Below are 17,997 nucleotides of genomic sequence, written 5' to 3' on the forward strand. Positions count from 1 at the left end.
GACAGCATTGAGGCGCTAGAGAGCGAGCCGCTGCTGGAGTCGGCACACGCCGGCGCCGGTCCGGCTGCTCACCGCCGCGGCGATCCCCCTGCCCTGGCCGTTGTACAGCAGCCGGTGCCACCACCGCTGCGGCCGCACCTCGCCGATCAGCACCAACACGTGCTTCTCCGACATGGAGCCGACGTACTCGGCGATGGTCGCCCCCAACCCGCCTGCGACAGGCGTGAGCAGGACGAGTTCGGTCTCGGGATGCCACGCCTCCCACTCCCGCTGCAGCCGCCGAGCCGCCTGCGGGTCCTCGGGATCGGCGACGTGCACGGCCACGACTTTGCGCCCCAGCGACATCGCGGCCGCCAGGCTGCCGGAGGTGACCAGCGACAGACTCGCGATCGGCACCACGACCACGGCGTCCTCACGCCGCGGCGCCACCGGGGTCCGGCCGAGCCCGAGTTCCTCGCCGATCCGCCGGTACTGCCCGTGCACCAGCCGCAGCAGCACCACGATCAGCGGCAGTACCACCACGATCAGCCAGGCGCCGTCGGAGAACTTCACCGCCGTCACCACCACGGCAGCCACCGTGGTCAACCCGGCTCCCGCCGCGTTGATGGCCAGCCGCCACCGCCAACCGGGCGAGCGGTGCGTCAGCCAGTGCCGCACCATGCCCGTCTGGCACAACGCGAAGCCGACGAACACCCCGATGGCGAACAGCGGCACCAGGATGTCCAGCCTCCCGCCCGAGGCGACGAGCAGCACGGCGGTCAACACCGCCAGCGCCAGGATGCCGAACCGGTGCACCAGCCGCGCCCTGCGCAGCCCGAAGGCATGCGGCAGGAAGTGATCCTTCGCGAGTTTCGCCGCCAGCACCGGCATCCCGCCGAAGGAGGTGTTGGCCGCCAACGCCAGCAGCACAACGGTGGTGAACTGCACGACGTAGTACCCGGCACCGCCGCCGATCGAGCCCTCGACCAGCAGCGACAGCACGGTGCGGTCCGCCACCGGCCGCAGGTCGAACACCTCCACCAGCGCGGCGAGCCCCAACAGCAGCGTGCCCAGCACGATCCCGAGCAGCGCCTCGGCCCGCCCCGCGAGCCTGCTCCGCGGCGCCCGGAACGACGGCGTCGCGTTGGCGATGGCCTCCACCCCGGTCAACGCCGCACAGCCGTTGGCGAAGGCCGCCAACACCAGCAGCGCCCCGACGCCCGCCACGGTCTGCGTCTGGGTGGGCGCGGGCAGCGGGCTCAGTGGCTCACCGCGAACGAGCCCGATCACGATCACCGCGAGCACCATCGCCACGAAGACCGCCGCGGGCACCGCGAACGCCCGAGCGCCCGCGACCACCCCGCGCAGGTTGACCGCGGTGATCAACGCCAAGGCCGCAAGGCACAGCTCAGGCGTCCACGGCAGCAGCGCGGGCACCGCGGAGGTCAGTGCGGCCACCCCCGCCGCGATGGATACCGCCGCGTTGAGCACGTAGTCCACGATCAACGAGGCCGCCGCCACCAGCCCCGCCTGCTGCCCCAGATTGCGCGTGGCCACCGTGTACGCGCCGCCGCCGTCGGGATAGGCGGTGATCACCTGCCGGTAGGCCAACACGAGCACGGCGAGCAGCGCCACGATCATCCCGGTCACCGGCAGCGTCCAGGAGATACCCGCGGCTCCGGCCACCGCCAGCGCCACCACGATGGCCTCCGGCCCGTAGGACACCGAGGCCAGCGCGTCCAAGCCGAGCGCGGCGACCCCGCTGACCGCGCCGAGCCGGAACCGGTCCTCCGGCGGCGGAAGGTGTTGGGGCACCGAGCGTTTCAAGCGGGTCTTGGCGGCGGTGATCGTCACGATCCGCACTGTGCGGTCGTGCGAGGTCCGCTTCGTGAACCGTTGACGCCGTCCTGAGCCTGGCGACCCCGATCTCCACGCGATCCTGACACCGGCGTGAAGTGCTTCACCACTGCGGCAGTCGGGTAGGTGATGCCCGACACGCCTACCGCTGTCTCGTTCAATATCGGGCTCGCACTAGAAACCCGGATACGGTCCAAGGATGGATCCGGTGCGCAATCCCTTCGCTCCCGGGGCGGGCCAGCGCCCGCCCGAACTGGCGGGCCGGGATCGGGAGTTGGACGCCTTCACCGTCGTGCTGGAGCGAGTGGCCAAGGGCAGGCCGGAACGCAGCCTGGTGCTGACCGGCCTCCGGGGCGTCGGCAAGACAGTGTTGCTCGGCGAGCTCAAGTCGATGGCCATGCGCCGGGGCTGGGGCACCGGCAAGATCGAGGCGCGACCCGAAGCGGACCTGCGCCGACCGCTGTCGGCCGCCCTCCACCGCGCCGTGCGTGATCTCGCGGTGCGCCACCGCGCGCCGGACCGGGTCGAGTCGGTACTCGGCGTGCTCAAGGCCTTCGCACTGCGCGCCAACCCCGCCGACGCCAAGATGCGCGACCGCTGGCAGCCCGGCATCGACGCCCCCGCCGCCAGCGGCCGGGCCGACTCCGGCGACATCGAGATCGACCTCGTCGAACTGTTCACCGACGTGGCCGAACTGGCCGCCGACGTCGGCACCGGGGTGGCGCTGCTCATCGACGAGATGCAGGACCTCCAGCCCGAAGATGTCTCGGCGCTCTGCGCGGCCTGCCACGAGCTGTCCCAGTCCGGCGCCCCACTGGTCGTCGTCGGCGCAGGCCTGCCGCACGTGCCGGTGGTGCTGTCGGCGAGCAAGTCCTACTCGGAGCGGCTGTTCCGCTATGTGCGGATCGACCGGCTGGAGCGGGAAGACGCCGAGCGGGCCATGCTCGCCCCCATCAAGCGCGAGGACGCCGAAATCGAGCAGGCCGCGCTGGACGCGTTGTTCGAGGTCTCCGGCGGCTACCCCTACTTCGTGCAGGCCTACGCCAAGGCGGCCTGGGACGCCGCCCCGCGCGACCCCATCACCGCCGACGACGTCGCGGTCGCCGCACCCGAGGCGGAGACCGAACTGGCGGTGGGCTTCTTCGGCTCCCGCTACGAACGCGCCACCCCCGCCGAACGCGAGTACCTGCGGGCCATGGCCGAGCTCACCGCAGGCAAGGACGAGTCCGTGAGTACCTCCCGAGTCGCCGACCACCTCGGCCGCAAACCCTCTTCCCTGTCCCCACCCCGCGACAGCCTCATCAAGAAGGGCCTCATCTACTCAGCCGAACGAGGCCTCATCGCCTTCACCGTCCCCCACTTCGGACGTTTCCTCCTAGGCAGGGAGGACTAGGACTTCTACCCACAGGTAACGAGCTCCCCCTCACACCCGTTTGTACGGCCGAAACGAAAGAGTGCCGATGATTCGTCGGCACTGTGCCTGAGCTCACCGGATAATCGGGTGCCACAGACGAGTTCTTGACGCATACTTGTCTTGTAGATACGGAGCTAGGAAAACCTGAGGGGACGTAGCCCAGATGAACCTCGTCGCGAAGATTCGAGCCCGGCGTGCGGACGCTCGCACTCGTGCGGCCGTTCGACGCGCGGTGGAAGGTGCCGCCACCCCGGCACTCCGGCACGAGCTGACCCTGATCGCCCAGAGCCAGTTGACCGCCCTCCGCTGATTGCAGGGACCCGCGGCGGACGTCTGGAGTCGTGACCAGACAGCCCTCCTGCCGCGGTATCAGCGAGCGGCAACAAATGGAAACCCCCGGCGCCCCTCCCGCGCGCCGGGGGTTTCTTCTATCCGCAACTCGATCTTCACCCGTTCCGGTGACTTGAGTCACAAGCCCCGATAGGTGTAACGCCTCTACTCATAGTGGCGATGATCCAAGTGACCCCGTGGTGCTGTCGGACCCCCGACCTGGCAGCGCCGCGGGGTTTTCCAATGCCCGCCCATGGACCGCTCGGGCGCAGGCACCCGCAGCGGCGCCCTCTGCGGACGCGCATGGCGGCCCGTACTTCGTCGGCGCGACTTAGGCGCAGGCTTTGGCTTTGGCCGTGGAGATCGTGATGTCCTCGTTGCCCAAGTTGGGATAACCCTGACCTCTTATTCGCAGGACGGCCAGGGGACGTTCCACTGAGCTGGGTCACAGGTGGGAACAGCAGCCTGAGCTCGCGGTGTTTACTCCGCATGTGACTGCACCGAAGCGCCGGGCCCGGGTTCGTGCTCCAGAGCTGATCGGCCGCGGCTGGTTGAACACCGGGGGCGAGCAGATCAGCCTTGCCGGTCTGCGCGGCAAGGTCGTGCTGTTGGACTTCTGGACCTTCTGCTGCATCAACTGCCTGCATGTGTTGGATGAGCTGCGGCCGGTAGAGGCCGAGTTCGCCGAGGTGTTGGTGACCATCGGGGTGCACTCGCCGAAGTTCGCCCATGAGGCCGACCCAGCGGCGCTGGCGGCGGCTGTGGAGCGGTACGAGGTGCACCACCCGGTGCTGGACGATCCCGAGCTCACCACCTGGCAGGCGTATGCGGTCAAGGCGTGGCCGACGCTGGCCGTGGTGGACCCCGAGGGTTACCTGGTGCACGTGGCCGCGGGCGAGGGGCATGCGGAGTCGCTGCGGCGGGTGATCTCGCAGCTTGTCGCTGAACACGAGGCCAAGGGCACGCTGCGTCGGGGCGATGCGCCCTATGTTGCGCCGCCGCCCGCCGAGTCGGCGCTGTGGTTCCCCGCGAAGGTCATCGCGCTGCCGAGTGGCAACCTGCTGGTGAGCGATTCCGCCCGGCACTCGCTGGTGGAGACCGACGCAGGCGGTGAAGAGGTGCTGCGGCGGATCGGGTCGACCCTGCGCGGGCGGCAGGACGGTCCCGCCGGGACGGCGAGCTTCTCCGAGCCCGCGGGTCTGGCGCTGCTGCCCGCCGCGGTCGCCGAGCGGGTCGGCTACGACGTGGTGGTCGCCGACACCGTGAACCACCTGCTGCGCGGCGTCCGACTGGCCGACGGCGAGGTCACCACCTTGGCAGGCACCGGAAAACAGTGGCGGGACGGTTCCGACGCGGGGGCCGCGGTCGAGACCGACCTCACCAGTCCATGGGACGTCGCCTGGTGGGAGGCCGCGGGCGGGGTCGCCATCGCCATGGCGGGCAACCACACGCTGGGGTTCTTCGACCCCGTAGAGCGCACTGTGCGGCGGCTGGCGGGCACGACCGTGGAAGGGCTGCTGGACGGCAAGGCAGAGGAGGCCTTCTTCGCGCAGCCCTCCGGTCTGGCTGCGGAGGCCGGGCCGGAGGGCAGGCTGTGGCTGGCCGACGCCGAGACCTCGGCGCTGCGGTGGCTGGAGGCGGACGGGACCGTGCACACCGCCGTGGGTACCGGGCTGTTCGACTTCGGGCACCGGGACGGGCCCGCCGACCAGGCCCTGTTGCAGCACCCGCTGGGTGTCGCCCTGCTACCCGACGGCAGCGTCGCGGTGCTGGACACCTACAACGGTGCCGTGCGCCGCTACGACCCCCGCGAGCGCGAGGTGTCCACGCTGGCCACCGGCATCGCCGAACCCTCGGGCGCGGTCGTGGTGGACGGCGAGTTGGTCGTGGTGGCCTCCGCCGACCACCGGTTGGAGCGGCCGGTCCCGCCGGGAATCAGCGCACGGCTGGTGGCGGGTGCCGAGCAGCAGGTCCGCCGCCCGGCCACCGAGATCGGGCCCGGGCAGGTGGAACTCGAGGTGGTGTTCACGCCGCCGCCGGGCACCAAGCTGGACGAGCGGTACGGGCCGTCGACGCGGCTGGAGGTGACCAGTTCACCCGCCGGGCTGCTGGACGCGGGCGCGGGCGACGATATCCCGCTGCGGCGGGTGCTCACTGTTTCCCCGGATTTCACCGAGGGCGTGCTGCAGGTGGTGGCGCAGGCCGCGAGCTGTGACGACGACCCCGCGCAGGAGCACCCCGTGTGCAGGCTGACCCGCCAGGACTGGGGCGTGCCGGTGCGGGTGGTGCCCGGTGGGCCGAACCGGCTCCGGCTGATGCTGGGTGGCGAGGTGGATCAATTGGACGCCACCTCGTAGACGCTATGAGTTCATCCTCACCCGGAAGGGTGAACGATTATCGAAATGTAATTGATTTTGGACGCTTCGTAATAACGGACGGCCCCGGAAAGCCCGCCGATTGAGCGAAGTAAACTTGGAGCCGTGCCGGACGCCAAGCTTGAGATTCAGATGCTCCATGACCGCGTCATGGTGCTCATTTCCTCCGAAGAGGGCGAGCGGCGCAGCAGCGGCGGCATCGTGATCCCGGCCACGGCCCAGGTGGCCAAGCGGCTGGTGTGGGGCGAGGTGTTCGGGGTGGGCAACCACGTCCGAATGGTCAAGGTCGGCAACAGGGTGCTCTTCAACCCGGACGACCAGTTCGAGTTCGAGGTCCAGGGCCAGACCTATTTGGTCATGCGCGAACGCGATCTCCACGCGGTGGCGACAGAAGGCTCCGACCATGGAACCGGCCTGTATCTGTGACGTCTATGAGTAGTAGTTGGATGTCGAACGGGAGAGTGGACGGGTAGGCCGCGCACCCGAAGGCCGTGCACGTCGACCGGAAAGGGGAACGGTGCCCGAGGAGCACAAGGCATCGGAGCCGAATGTCGAGCGCACCGCGGTGCTGGCATCCGTGGACGCGGAGGAACCTGCACCGTCCGCGGACGCACCGCTTCCTACGGATTCCGCTCCCGATGAACCCGCCGACACCGCGGAGCCGTCGCCCGAGCCCGACGCCGAGCAGGCCGAGGTGACACCGGAGGCCGAACCGGCGGACCAGGACGAGGCACCCGCAGTCTCCGACGAGGAGCCGGTGCAGGACGCCGAGCCGGAGCCCGAGGTCGTCGCGGCGGCGGAACCCGCCGAACCAGCCGAACCGGTTGATGAGGCGCCGGTCGCCGAGGCGGCCGCGCCCGAACCTGAGCAGGCGGCGGAAGCCGAGGAGCCCGAGCCCGCCACCGTTGTCGAACAGCCCGTGGCCGAGGCACCGGAGGAGCAGACCGCTCCGCCCGCGGTGGAGGCCGCGGAGCCCGCCCCGCCGGTGGAGCAGCTTGGCGTCGAGCCCAGCTTCGCGGGCACCATCGGCTTCGACCCCACCGACCGGATCGAGGCACCGGCGCCCGCCGAGGCCACGCAGGCGGCGAGCGCGCCCGCGGACAAGTCGGAGCCCGAGACCGTCAGGGACACGGCGCCCGAGCCCGCGCGACCGGTGCAGCCGGAGCGGCCCGCCGAGACCACCATGCGCATCGACCGGGTGCCGCCCGCGGCGCAGACCCCGCCGGTGCGGCAGGAGCAGCCCAACGAGCGGACCTCCCCGCTGGGCACCCCGCTGCAATCACCCCGGCCGCCCGTCCCCGCCGAGACCACCGCCGAGCAGACGCTGTGGAACGCGGGCACGCTGCCGGTGACCGGCCAGCCGACGATCCCCGCGGCCCAGTCGCCGCGGGGGCAGGCGCCGGGCAGGCCGCCGATGCGCAACGTCGCCCCGGAGGGCGCGGGCGAGGTCACCATGAAGTTCGACCGAACCGAACTGCTGCGCCGCCCGGGCCAGCAGCCGCAGCAGGGCAGGCAGACCCCGCCGTCGGGACTGCGGACCCAGCGTTTCGCGGAGCCCGCGCCCGCGCCGGTACCCGCCCAGCGTCGGGACGACGAGCCGCCATCGGACGCCAGGAAGATCGCGTTGCGGCGCGGCGGTTTCGCCGCCGCCATCGCGCTGGGGGTGCTTGGTCTGCTCTACGGCATGGACCTGGCGATCTCGCAGGGCGAGGTCCCGCGCGGCGTGCAGGTCGCGGGCGTCGAGGTCGGCGGCATGAGCCGCTCGGCCGCCGAGCAGAAGCTGCACGAGCAGCTTGACCCGCGGCTGACCAAGCCGATCTCGGTGAAGGCAGGCGAGATCAGCGCCTCGCTGGACCCGAAGTCCGCGGGCCTCCAGCTGGACTGGCCCGGCACCATCGAGCAGGCAGGCGAGCAGCCGCTCAACCCGTTCACGCGCCTGTCCTCGTTCTTCACCACCCGCGAGGTCGGCGTGGTGTCCAAGTCCGACGGCGACAAGCTCAACGGAGCGCTGGAAAGCCTGCGGCCGCACACCGACCGGCCGACCGAAGAGGGCACCATCAAGTTCGAGGGCGTCGAGCCGGTCGCCGTGGACCCCAAGCAGGGCCAGAAGCTCAACGTCACCCAGGCCGCGCAGGTCGTGCTCGGCGGCTGGGCCAACGGCGAGCAGCTGCCGCTTCCGGTCGACCCGGAGCCGGTGAAGACCACTCCGGAGGGCGTCCGCAAGGCACTCGAGGAGTTCGCCCGGCCCGCCGTCTCCGCCCCGGTGAAGATCGTCGGTGAGGGCAAGGACGCGGTGCTCAAGCCGAAGGACATCGCCCAGAGCCTCGGCTTCGAGCCCGGCGAGAACGGTGGCCTCAAGCCCAAGGTGGACGTGAAGAAGGTCGCCGAGGCCGCGAAGCCGCAGCTTGCCTCCACGGAGCAGCCGGGCAAGGACGCCAAGATCAACCTGGTTGCCGGTCGGCCCACCGTGGAGCCGTCGGTGGACGGCCGCGGCGTGAACTACGAGAAGTCGCTTGAGCCGTTGCCCCAGGTGCTGACCAGGGCGAACGACCGGCAGGTCACCGCGATCTACGAGGACCAGCCCGCCAAGATCACCACCGAGCAGGCCGAGAACATGGGCATCAAGGAAGTGATCGGCGAGTTCACCACCAAGGGCTTCGCCCAGGACTCCGGCGTCAACATCCGCCGGGTCGCCGAGCAGGTGAACGGCACCATCGTCAAGCCGGGCGACGTGTTCAGCCTCAACGGCCACACCGGTCCCCGCACCCAGGCGCAGGGCTACGTCGAGGCGGGCGTGATCGACCACGGCGCCCCCGGCCGGGCCGTCGGCGGCGGTATCTCGCAGTTCGCCACTACCATGTACAACGCCTACTACTACGCGGGCATGCAGGACGTGTTCCACAAGGAGCACAGCTACTACATCAGCAGGTACCCGGCGGGTCGCGAGGCGACGGTGTACGACGGGCTGATCGACCTCAAGTTCAAGAACGACGCCAAGACCGGCGTGATGATCCAGACCGAGTGGACGCCGTCCAGCATCACGGTCCGGATTTGGGGTACTAAGCGCTACATCGTGGAGCCGGTGTCCGGCCCGCGCACCAACCCCACCGAGCCGCACACCATCACCAAGGGCCCCGGCGAGCCGTGCCAGGCCAGCCAGGGGACGGGCGGTTTCAGCATCACCGACACCCGGGTGCTGCGCGATGTGAACAGCGGTTCCGAGGTGCGCAGGGAGCCCCGCACGGTGAAGTACAACCCCCAGCCCAAGGTGGTCTGTTCACCAGTCTGACGCCGACTAGCGAGTTCGCTAGAAAGCCCTAGACAACGAGAGAGGGCCTCGCCGACACCGGCGAGGCCCTCTTTCATCGGGGCAAAGAGAAAGGAGCCAGGGCGCGTGCCCTGGCTCCGATCCCATCCCCTTGACGAGCGGCTAGAACGCGGCTTCGTCCAGGTCCATCAGCGCGTTGTCGGTGATCTCCACCGTCTTGCGGCGGGCGGCCAGTTCGGGCAGCACGTTCTTGGCGAAGAACGACGCCGCGGCCACCTTGCCCTCGTAGAACGCCTTGTCCTTGGCGGAGACCTCGCCGTCCAGCTTGGCCAGCGCGACCTCGGCCTGCTTGAGCAGCAGCCAGGAGATCACGATGTCACCGACGCTCATCAGCACGCGAACGGTGTTCTGGCCGACCTTGTAGAGGTTGCGCTGGTCCTCCTGCGATGAGGTCAGGTAGCCGACCATCCCGCCCATCATGCCCTGGAGGTCCGCCAGCGCGGTGCCGAGCAGCGCCCGCTCCTCCTTGAGCCTGCCGTTGCCGCTCTCGGCGTCGATGAAGCCCTGGACCTCGTTGTTGATGAAGCCCAGCGCCCGGCCTTTGTCGCGGATGATCTTCCGGAAGAAGAAGTCCAGCGACTGGATGGCCGTGGTGCCCTCGTACAGGCTGTCGATCTTGGCGTCTCGGATGTACTGCTCGATCGGGTACTCCTGAAGGAAGCCGGAGCCGCCGAAGATCTGCAGGGAGTGGGTCAGCATCTCGTACGCCCGCTCCGAGCCGACACCCTTGACGATGGGCAGCAGCAGGTCGTTGACGGCCTCCGCCACCGCGACGTCCTCGCCGTCGGCCTTGCCCTGGATGATCCGGTCCTGGAAGGTCGCGGTGTAGAGGTAGACCGCGCGCAGACCCTCCGCGTAGGCCTTTTGCAGCATCAGCGTGCGGCGCACGTCGGGGTGGTGGGTGATGGTCACCCGCGGCGCTGTCTTGTCCAGCATCTGGGTGAGGTCCGCACCCTGCACGCGCTCCTTGGCGTAGTCCCTCGCGTTCAGGTAGCCGGTGGACAGGGTGGCGATGGCCTTGGTGCCCACCATCATTCGGGCGTACTCGATGACCTGGAACATCTGCGCGATGCCGTCGTGCACCTCGCCGAGCAGCCAACCCTTGGCGGGCGTGCCGTGCTGGCCGAAGGTCAGCTCGCAGGTGGTGGAGACCTTCAGGCCCATCTTGTGCTCGACATTGGTCACGAAGGCGCCGTTGCGCTCGCCGAGCTCACCGGTCTCGCTGTCGAAGTGGAACTTCGGCACCAGGAACAGCGACAGGCCCTTGGTGCCGGGCTTGGCCTCGATGCCGGGGCCCTCGGGGCGAGCCAGTACCAGGTGCATGATGTTCTCGGTCATGTCCTGCTCGGCCGAGGTGATGAACCGCTTCACGCCGTCTAGGTGCCAGGTGCCGTCCTCCTGCCGGACCGCCTTGGTGCGGCCCGCGCCGACATCCGAGCCGGCGTCGGGCTCGGTGAGCACCATGGTGGCGCCCCAGCCGCGCTCGATCATCAGCTCGGCCCAGTGCTTCTGCTCTTCGGTGCCGTTGCGGTGCACGATGGTGGCGAAGCTCGGACCGGCCAGGTACATGAAGACGGCCGGGTTGGAGCCCAGCACCAGCTCGGCGGCGGCCCACTGGATCGACGGCGGGATGCCCTGGCCGCCCAGCTCCTCGGGCAGGAACAGCCGGTACCACTCGCCGTCCCAGATCGCCTGGTAGGACTTCTTGAACGCCTCGGGAATCTGCACCGAGTGGGTCTTGGGGTCGAAGACCGGCGGGTTGCGGTCGGATTCGGCGAACGAATCGGCCAGCGGGCCCTTCGCCAGGTTGTCCAGCTCCGCCAACACGCCACGAGCGGTGTCCTCGTCGGCCTGCTCGAAGACGCCCTTGCCAAGCCGCTCCTGCACCTTGAAGACCTCGAAGAGGTTGAACTCAAGGTCGCGGACATTGCTCTTGTAGTGGCCCATGCCTGCTCCCGTAGCCGCGACTGATAGTGGTCGGCGGTAGTTACCTACTGACTAGTAACATAAATGATATTACTGGCCAGTAACTTAGGCAAGCGGGATTGCTCACAGTCCGGGCACTCTTTGGTGGCCGAGTCCGATTCGGAGCGGCCGCACCGGGCGCCGGAAAAGCGCTGTGGACCGTGATCGCAGGTCCGTATCGTCCCCCTTGTGGAGATCAGAGAGATCGCCGATGAGGCAGCCGTGTTCGCCGCGGCCGACCTGTTCGACGAGCCGCTGCGCCCGGACGCCGTGGCCCGGTTCCTCGCCTCGGACCTGCACCACCTTCTGTTGGCCTACGTCGACGAACGGCCGGTCGGGATGGTCACCGGGGTCGAGTTGACCCATCCCGACAAGGGCACCGAGATGTTCCTCTACGAGTTGGGCGTGCACCGCGACTTCCGGCTGCGCGGCATCGGAAAGGCGCTGACCACCGCATTGCTGGAGCTGTCGAGAAAGCGCGGCTGCTACGGCATGTGGGTACTGGCCGAGTCCGACAACCCGCCGGCACTGGCCACCTACCGCTCCGCGGGATCCAACGACGAGACGCCAAGCACCACCTTTGCCTGGCCGACTGAGTGAATAAGGCAGGCGCCCCCTGATCGCTGCTCGAAACGCTGCGTAAACGCTAGGCTGTTTGGGTGAAATGTAGGCCACAGGGCTATCTGGAAAGCTGACATTCCAGATATACCCCCTCTAGTTACTTGGTGGTAACACGACCGGCCGCGGCGCGGCCCGAAGGCGAAGGTCAGGACATGAGGTTTGCGACTTTGGTCACGGCTGTCGCGGTCACGGTCGGCCTGCTGGGCTCCGGTGTCGCAGCGGCCGAGGAGACGGCGAAGTACCCCGTGCAGTTCTCGCCCGCCTCAGGTGCGAACGGCTACCTCAAACCGGGCCAGCCGCCCGCAGGCGCCAACGACTGGAACTGCAAGCCCAGCGCGGCCCACCCCGAGCCGGTCGTCCTCGTGCACGGTCTGTCCGCGAACATGGGCGCGAACTGGGGAACCATGTCCCCGCTGCTGGCCAACAAGGGCTACTGCGTCTACGCCCTGACCTACGGCCGCAACCCGCTGGCACCCGCGGGATTGCTCCAGGAGGTCGGCGGCCTGCGCAAGATGGAGGACAGCGCCGCGGAACTCTCCGCGTTCGTCGACAAGGTGCTCAAGTCCACCGGGGCGTCCAAGGTCGACATCGTGGGCCACTCCGAGGGCAGCCTGATGCCCAACTACTACGTGAAGTTCCTCGGCGGCAGCGCGAAGGTCAAGCACTACGTCGGGCTCACCCCGCTGTGGGCGGGCACGGACCTCATCGGCCTCGGCACCCTCAACGACCTCGGCACCCGTTTCGGACTCGACCCCGTGCTCGCCGCGCTGCTCAACCCGCTGTGCGAGTCCTGTCGCCAGTTCCTCAAGGGTTCGCCGTTCTTGCAGAAGATGAACGCGGGCGGCGCCGCGGTTCCCGGCGTGTCCTACACGATGATCATGACGAAGTACGACCAGCTGGTGATCCCGTACACCAGCGGAAACCTCGCGGGCGCCAAGAACATCGTGCTCCAGGACGGCTGCTCGCAGAACACCGCGGAGCATGTCGCCGTCGGTTTCGACCCCAACACCGCGCAGCACATCCTCAACGCACTCGACCCCGCGAACGCCAAACCCGTCACCTGCTACCCGATGACACCGCTCGGCGCCCCGAGCAATCCTGAGGTGTGACGGATCGAGTACTCGGCCCGGCCGGATACGGCAGTCTCCGGCTGGGCATGACGGAACCGGAAGCGCTGCGAACGGATCTGCTCCGCGACGGACGGGGCGGCCCCCGCTGTAGCCGCTACCACTTCACCGCCGAAGAAGGCGGACTCGCGGGTCGTGGCGGGGTCTACATCTCGCCTTGGCGCGGCGTCATCTCCATCTGGGCGACGCGGCGGATGAGAACGCCGGAGAACCTCGGCATCGGTTCGACGCTGAGCGAGGCCACCGCCGCTTACCCGGGGCTGGTGCCACTGCCCGACCGGCCCCGCACCCATGCCGCGCCCGCGGGCGCGGGAGCCCGGTACCTGTTCGTGTTCGACCGTTCCGACCGGCTGGTGGCGTTCGCGTTGCAGGCCGCCGAGCTCGCGGCAGGCCCGGATCTCACGGTATGCGCGGCGGATCAGCCCTGAGCGATCCCGCTGTTGACCGCGTGCGTGCTGCTGTCGGGGTGCCGAGGGAACACCATGGACAGCGGGTCCAGCGACCGGCCCGCGATGGCGCCGCTGCCCACATCGGCGATCACCGAGTTTGAGCTGGAGTGCCCGTGGACTGTCTCCGCCTGCGCGACTCCGGAAGCTCCGAGCACGGCGGTGGTCGCGGCGAGGCCGCTGAACATGATGCGAGCGGTTGACTTCAACACGGTTGGCGATGTTGCCGTCTCCGAACCCGAGCTCCGGTGGCGCCGCGCACTGTTGTACCCGGACAGGTGAGCGCAACCGCTCATCCCGGTGAGAAATGTCAGACCTGTCCGGTGTGATGCCCGGGTAACCGATCGACTCCAGGGGGAGCGAGTGGAGATCACCCGACATATCGAACTGCTCGCGGCGGAAGGGGAACGCTTCGCCAAGGCGGCGGAACGCGCGGGGCTCGACGCCCCGGTGCCGACCTGCCCCGGCTGGGACGTCCGCGAGATGGTCCGTCATCTGGGCGGGGTGCACCGCTGGGCCGCCGCGACCGTCCAGCAGGAACTGACCGATCCGATGAGCCAGGACGAGGAGAAGGCGGTCTTCGCCTCCCACCCTGGCGACGATGGGCTGCTCGGCTGGTTCCGCGCGGGCCATTCCGCGCTGGTGACAACCCTCGCCGCGGCCGACCCGAACCTGGCCTGCTGGTCGTTCCTGCCCGCGGACACACCGCGGGCGTTCTGGGCCAGGCGGCAGGCACACGAGACCGCGATCCACCGCGTGGACGCCGAAAGCGCGATCGGGGCACCGACTCCGGTCAACCCCGAACTCGCCGCGGACGGCCTCGACGAGTTGCTGTTCGGCTTCTTCGGCCGCCCGAACAGGCTGCCGACCGAGACCATCGGCACCCTGGCCGTGCAGGCCACCGACACGGACCTGCGGCTGCACGCCGTGCTCAGCGCGGCGGGTGTCCGGCCCGCGGCGAGTGACGCGCCTGCCGACTGCACGGTGCGCGGCCTCGCCTCGGACCTGTACGCCTACCTCTGGAACCGCCTGCCCGAGGCGCCCCTGGCGGTTGAGGGCGATCCTCGGGTGCTCGAAGAATGGCGCTTGTCAGCCCACGTCCGTTGGAGCTGACAGTGCGTTGTTGTTCCGGTGCTGGTGCGAGCACCGGGCATGGTCTCCCGTCGGGATGACAGCGTGCGGTCGCGCAAGGCTCCGGTCCGAGAACGGCGGAGTCAGCGCGACCCCCAAGCCGCACCATCGCTACGCCGAACCGGCCTGGCGTCCATGCGGACCCCGCCCGTCGCCTCCGGTGAGGCCACACCGCGGAGCGCATTCGGCGCCCGGCATCCGTCTCGCACTGCCATGGCTCGTAACGTCATCGCGGCCTCCTCCCGCTGCGTTGCGATTTGCCTGTACACCTATTCCGACGCGCGGCAGCCCCCCGAGGTTCACTTGCTGTCAGCACCCGGAAACGACTCGGCCGCCCGCCGCAGAGTCGCCCACCCACGCTTTCCCTCGATGGGCTCCTCGACCCAGCCCTGCGGCCAGCGCCGCCGCGGCTCGCGATCCGTCCTGGTCACAGCCCCTTGGAGGCGGGCCTCGGTATCGCTGCCGAAGTCCACCTCACCCTCGAACCGAGTGCCTTTGAACACGACACCCTCACCGCCGAAAACGACCCGCCGAAAGTCGGCTATCCCCAGAAACCTCCCGTCGCGGAAATCCGCGCCATCGACAAAGAGGGTGCCCCGAAACGGCGCCGCCCCCACAAAGGTGGTGCCACAGAACAACGCCGACTCGACGACACAGTTGGTCAACGCGAACCGCTCCAGGGTCGCCCCGCTCAAGTTCAACTCGATGCCACCCCAGAACGTCTCCACCGGCGCGCGCAGGTCCGGCCCCGGCCGCAGATGCCTGGCCAACATCACCTGTGCGGCCAGCCGAACCTCACGTTCCTGCTGCGGCACCCGATCCTCCACGACCCGCTGACCGGCCGCGGTCCGCCGACGCAGACCCACTCGACGATCGCTCCCCTCGGAGAGCGCGGGCATGGGTACCGCGCCCACCTGAAACGGCATCCGCAGATAAGCGCAAACCAGATTCACGATGCTCTGCCGGTGCGCGGGCGCGTCCTGCGCCAGCCGTTCCAACGCGTACAGCCCAGCCAGTCGGACCGGCGCCTTCTCACTCCCCAACTGATCGGCGGCCTTGCCGTACAACTCCGTCACCCGCCGCTCGGTGGCGTCGTGGTCCTTCTGCTCCAGATCCAACTCCGTGGACCGCTGCCGCCGAGCCGCCAGCAACAGCGCCGCGACCCCACCCGTGCCCACCACCAGCGTCGACGCCGTCCGAATCACCTCAAGCCGAACGTTGTCCCTCGGCTCCCCACTCCCCAGCCGCCACCACAACAACGCCACCGCCCCCACCGCCACCAGAACAAGCACGCCGCCCCACACCGCGATCGTCCGCGTGGCCAACACCCGATGCTTGCTAACAGTATGTGATCCCACGGTGACTCATCGTCCCGCAAAGCGCGCATCCCCGAAACGGCCTCAGCCCGGTGTGATGGCACGCGGAGATCGCGGACAAGAGAACGGGCTGTCCCCAAGATCGGGAACAGCCCTGTGATCTGCGAAAACAATGCTGGAGCGGGTGACGGGAATCGAACCCGCGTCTACAGCTTGGGAACCCGATTCACCCTGCGCCGTCGATGTCCTGACCAGCATCCGCCGATGGACCAAGTGGCATGGGTTGACCCCTATTGACCGGGGCTAATGGCACGTTAATGGCACGTGATCTTGTCTATCTCTTTGCCCCCAGACCCCTGCCATTCTTCGACATGAAGCCATCTCCAGCGGGCGGCTGTGCCGGGTCAAGGAACGCCTTCCCACCTTGACCCGTGCGGGCGACCGTGGTCACCGTCGTGTGACGGAGGAGGGCGTGCTCGGCCTCAGTGCGAGAGACTGTTGTGATGGCGCCTCGACTAGCCGAACTACGTGCGATGTCGGAAGACGAAATCGTCAATGCTTATGACCAACTGGCCCAAAGGACGTTTGTCGGGACCAACTTCTACTTGGACGAGCTGAACCGCCGTGCGAGCGCGGAGGCCGCACATGCGGCCCTAGAAGAGGCTCGGCAGGCGCGTCGGATGGCCAAGGCAAACATGTGGGTCGCGTTGGTGGCCGTGCTCGCTACGCTCGCTCTAGGCGTCATCCAGATAGCAAGCGGTTGATAGCTGGTGGCAAGCCTGTGGGCTGGTCGACGCCGTCAAGGCGTTGAGCTGTCCATGGGCGCGGCAGCCGAGCGCCCTGCACCGCGGTTCAGATGGCAACCTGGCGCTCGTCCCGACCGGACTACCGGACTTGCGTTTTCGGATCGGGCGCCATGCGGTAGCACGAAGGCCAACCGCGCGGTCGGCGACCCGAGCACGGCGCCAGCCGCGCGCAGCGGTCGCCGTTTCGATACGGCCCCGGCCTGCGGCGCGCTCCGCGCGCCGCCTTGATCCCATAGAGCCAAATTCGGCAAGGTGTCAATATGAACGAGCTGCTACCGCCAGTACTACGAGAGTTCTTGTACGTTGACACCGACCGGGTTCGGTCGTTGCTCGCACAGCTTGATCAGGGTGTCGCAGAAGAGGCACGACAGACATCGAAAGATGACCGCTTCACTGAGGCAGGGATCAAAGGTTACATCGGCGGTCGTCAGGCTTGGACTTCAGAGGAATCCCTTAGCAAATCACTAGCCGACGCAGTTTTTCCGTCTCTCGAAATTCTACTTGAAACGCATGGATTTTTGCGGGACATTTCTGACATGGTCACCAGCTCGGAGTTTTGGGAAAGTGATTTGCAAGCTGAAATTCCAACTGGCTCGATGGTGCGGATTACCTCAAATGGCAGGCTGTTCGATTCTCGATATGTCGCAGACATAATTGGTGGGTTTGCGACAACCGCTCGAGGGCTTCAATCGATTGGCCTGGTAGAAGAGGGTCTATCCGAGGCCGGAGGTGTGCAGGTGTCCAAGAAGCAGCGCGGTAGAGGAGGGACTCTTGCACCCCGGCAAGACGGCAAGGATACTGGAGTCTTGCACGAGATGGAGAATCTAGTTCCAACTTTCTCCAAGCAGCTTGAAGAGCACTTCGGGCTCAGCTCGGAGTATTTGCGAGGAATTATTCGCATTTGTCGGGGCATGTACAGTCAGGGTTTGCATTTGATGCTAGAGCCTGTGGCGGGCGGACGAGCTGTAATAACGGCACGCCTCCAGGACGGTCGCAGTTATCTTGACAGTGATCGCGAAGTACTATTTTCAAGATACAGCTCAGAAATGCAGGAGTGGACCTTGGTAGGCACCATAGGCCGACACTCTCAACCGCCATCTACGTCACAGCCTGAGATCCCGGACCTGTTTTCAGGCGGAATAGTCAATCGCGCACAAATGGCTTCCTACGTAGGCTCTGTCCTGGAGTTGACCGGTCAGCTCGGTTTTGCGGATCGTCCCCAGTATCCAGGTTTTACAATGGTCCCTCTAGCGGCGTACCGCACTATCCCGGTCTGGCTAGATGCATCGGCTAAGGAGTGAG

At 67.9% G+C, this 17,997-nt stretch carries 14 protein-coding genes; 10 read left to right on the top strand and 4 right to left on the bottom strand.

Annotated features, from left to right (window positions below):
* Window positions 1-15: 15 nt before the first annotated feature.
* The gene (locus tag ACU6XJ_RS11170) at window positions 16-1,833 is read right to left on the bottom strand and encodes an APC family permease (RefSeq protein ID WP_476309435.1); all 1,818 of its coding nucleotides are present in this window, start codon (window positions 1,831-1,833) and stop codon (window positions 16-18) included.
* A gap of 202 nt (window positions 1,834-2,035) precedes the next feature.
* Here ACU6XJ_RS11170 and ACU6XJ_RS11175 point away from each other — a divergent pair, with 202 nt between their 5' ends.
* The 4 genes from ACU6XJ_RS11175 (at window position 2,036) to ACU6XJ_RS11190 (ending at window position 9,244) form a co-directional block, all read left to right on the top strand.
* Window positions 2,036-3,229 carry an AAA family ATPase gene (locus ACU6XJ_RS11175; RefSeq protein ID WP_476309436.1) on the top strand — a complete coding sequence of 398 codons (1,194 nt, stop codon included), beginning with the start codon at window positions 2,036-2,038 and terminating at the stop codon, window positions 3,227-3,229.
* A gap of 842 nt (window positions 3,230-4,071) precedes the next feature.
* Window positions 4,072-5,937: an NHL domain-containing thioredoxin family protein gene (locus tag ACU6XJ_RS11180; RefSeq protein ID WP_476309439.1), complete on the top strand. Its 1,866-nt coding sequence runs from the start codon at window positions 4,072-4,074 to the stop codon at window positions 5,935-5,937.
* A gap of 123 nt (window positions 5,938-6,060) precedes the next feature.
* Window positions 6,061-6,381, top strand: coding sequence for a GroES family chaperonin (locus ACU6XJ_RS11185; protein WP_476309442.1), 321 nt, complete (start codon window positions 6,061-6,063; stop codon window positions 6,379-6,381).
* Between the two features lie 988 nt (window positions 6,382-7,369).
* Entirely contained in the window at window positions 7,370-9,244 is a 1,875-nt protein-coding gene (locus ACU6XJ_RS11190) for a VanW family protein (protein WP_476313934.1), read from the top strand.
* A 141-nt stretch (window positions 9,245-9,385) separates the two neighbouring features.
* Here ACU6XJ_RS11190 and ACU6XJ_RS11195 read toward each other — a convergent pair whose 3' ends face one another.
* Complete coding sequence (locus tag ACU6XJ_RS11195) at window positions 9,386-11,230, bottom strand: acyl-CoA dehydrogenase (RefSeq protein ID WP_476309445.1); 1,845 nt, start codon at window positions 11,228-11,230, stop codon at window positions 9,386-9,388.
* Between the two features lie 207 nt (window positions 11,231-11,437).
* On the opposite strand from ACU6XJ_RS11195, the gene ACU6XJ_RS11200 reads away from it, so the two are divergent.
* The 3 genes from ACU6XJ_RS11200 to ACU6XJ_RS11210 all read left to right on the top strand — a co-directional run bounded on the left by ACU6XJ_RS11200 (window position 11,438) and on the right by ACU6XJ_RS11210 (window position 13,424).
* Window positions 11,438-11,848: a GNAT family N-acetyltransferase gene (locus ACU6XJ_RS11200; RefSeq protein WP_476309448.1), complete on the top strand. Its 411-nt coding sequence runs from the start codon at window positions 11,438-11,440 to the stop codon at window positions 11,846-11,848.
* Window positions 11,849-12,021: 173 nt separating this feature from the next.
* Window positions 12,022-12,978 (top strand): esterase/lipase family protein, encoded by a 957-nt coding sequence (locus ACU6XJ_RS11205; RefSeq protein WP_476309451.1) that lies wholly within the window; start codon window positions 12,022-12,024, stop codon window positions 12,976-12,978.
* A 47-nt stretch (window positions 12,979-13,025) separates the two neighbouring features.
* The gene (locus ACU6XJ_RS11210; RefSeq protein ID WP_476309452.1) at window positions 13,026-13,424 is read left to right on the top strand and encodes a hypothetical protein; all 399 of its coding nucleotides are present in this window, start codon (window positions 13,026-13,028) and stop codon (window positions 13,422-13,424) included.
* Here ACU6XJ_RS11210 and ACU6XJ_RS11215 read toward each other — a convergent pair.
* Window positions 13,415-13,654 (bottom strand): hypothetical protein, encoded by a 240-nt coding sequence (locus ACU6XJ_RS11215; protein ID WP_476309455.1) that lies wholly within the window; start codon window positions 13,652-13,654, stop codon window positions 13,415-13,417. The two genes, ACU6XJ_RS11210 and ACU6XJ_RS11215, sit on opposite strands and share 10 nt — an antisense overlap.
* Window positions 13,655-13,805: 151 nt before the next feature.
* Here ACU6XJ_RS11215 and ACU6XJ_RS11220 point away from each other — a divergent pair, with 151 nt between their 5' ends.
* The gene (locus tag ACU6XJ_RS11220) at window positions 13,806-14,555 is read left to right on the top strand and encodes a maleylpyruvate isomerase family mycothiol-dependent enzyme (protein ID WP_476309457.1); all 750 of its coding nucleotides are present in this window, start codon (window positions 13,806-13,808) and stop codon (window positions 14,553-14,555) included.
* Window positions 14,556-14,872: 317 nt separating this feature from the next.
* On the opposite strand, the gene ACU6XJ_RS11225 is transcribed toward ACU6XJ_RS11220, so the two are convergent.
* On the bottom strand, window positions 14,873-15,901 hold the full coding sequence (locus tag ACU6XJ_RS11225) for a pentapeptide repeat-containing protein (protein WP_476309459.1): 1,029 nt from the start codon (window positions 15,899-15,901) through the stop codon (window positions 14,873-14,875).
* A gap of 521 nt (window positions 15,902-16,422) precedes the next feature.
* On the opposite strand from ACU6XJ_RS11225, the gene ACU6XJ_RS11230 reads away from it, so the two are divergent.
* Window positions 16,423-16,653, top strand: a complete 231-nt coding sequence (locus ACU6XJ_RS11230) for a hypothetical protein (protein ID WP_476309461.1) — start codon at window positions 16,423-16,425, stop codon at window positions 16,651-16,653.
* Window positions 16,654-16,955: 302 nt separating this feature from the next.
* The gene (locus ACU6XJ_RS11235) at window positions 16,956-17,996 is read left to right on the top strand and encodes a DUF6414 family protein (protein WP_476309462.1); all 1,041 of its coding nucleotides are present in this window, start codon (window positions 16,956-16,958) and stop codon (window positions 17,994-17,996) included.
* The last annotated feature ends 1 nt before the right edge of the window (window position 17,997 follow it).

The sequence above is a fragment of the Actinorectispora metalli genome (assembly GCF_056323685.1).

What these genes read in the sequence shown, in the direction of transcription:
- ACU6XJ_RS11175 (WP_476309436.1), top strand. Translation starts at nt 2,036, where the DNA reads ATGGATCCGGTGCGCAATCCCTTCGCTCCCGGGGCGGGCCAGCGCCCG.
- ACU6XJ_RS11190 (WP_476313934.1), top strand. Translation starts at nt 7,370, where the DNA reads ATGCGCAACGTCGCCCCGGAGGGCGCGGGCGAGGTCACCATGAAGTTC.
- ACU6XJ_RS11195 (WP_476309445.1), bottom strand. Translation starts at nt 11,230, where the DNA reads ATGGGCCACTACAAGAGCAATGTCCGCGACCTTGAGTTCAACCTCTTC.
- ACU6XJ_RS11205 (WP_476309451.1), top strand. Translation starts at nt 12,022, where the DNA reads ATGAGGTTTGCGACTTTGGTCACGGCTGTCGCGGTCACGGTCGGCCTG.
- ACU6XJ_RS11210 (WP_476309452.1), top strand. Translation starts at nt 13,026, where the DNA reads ATGACGGAACCGGAAGCGCTGCGAACGGATCTGCTCCGCGACGGACGG.
- ACU6XJ_RS11230 (WP_476309461.1), top strand. Translation starts at nt 16,423, where the DNA reads ATGTCGGAAGACGAAATCGTCAATGCTTATGACCAACTGGCCCAAAGG.
- ACU6XJ_RS11235 (WP_476309462.1), top strand. Translation starts at nt 16,956, where the DNA reads ATGAACGAGCTGCTACCGCCAGTACTACGAGAGTTCTTGTACGTTGAC.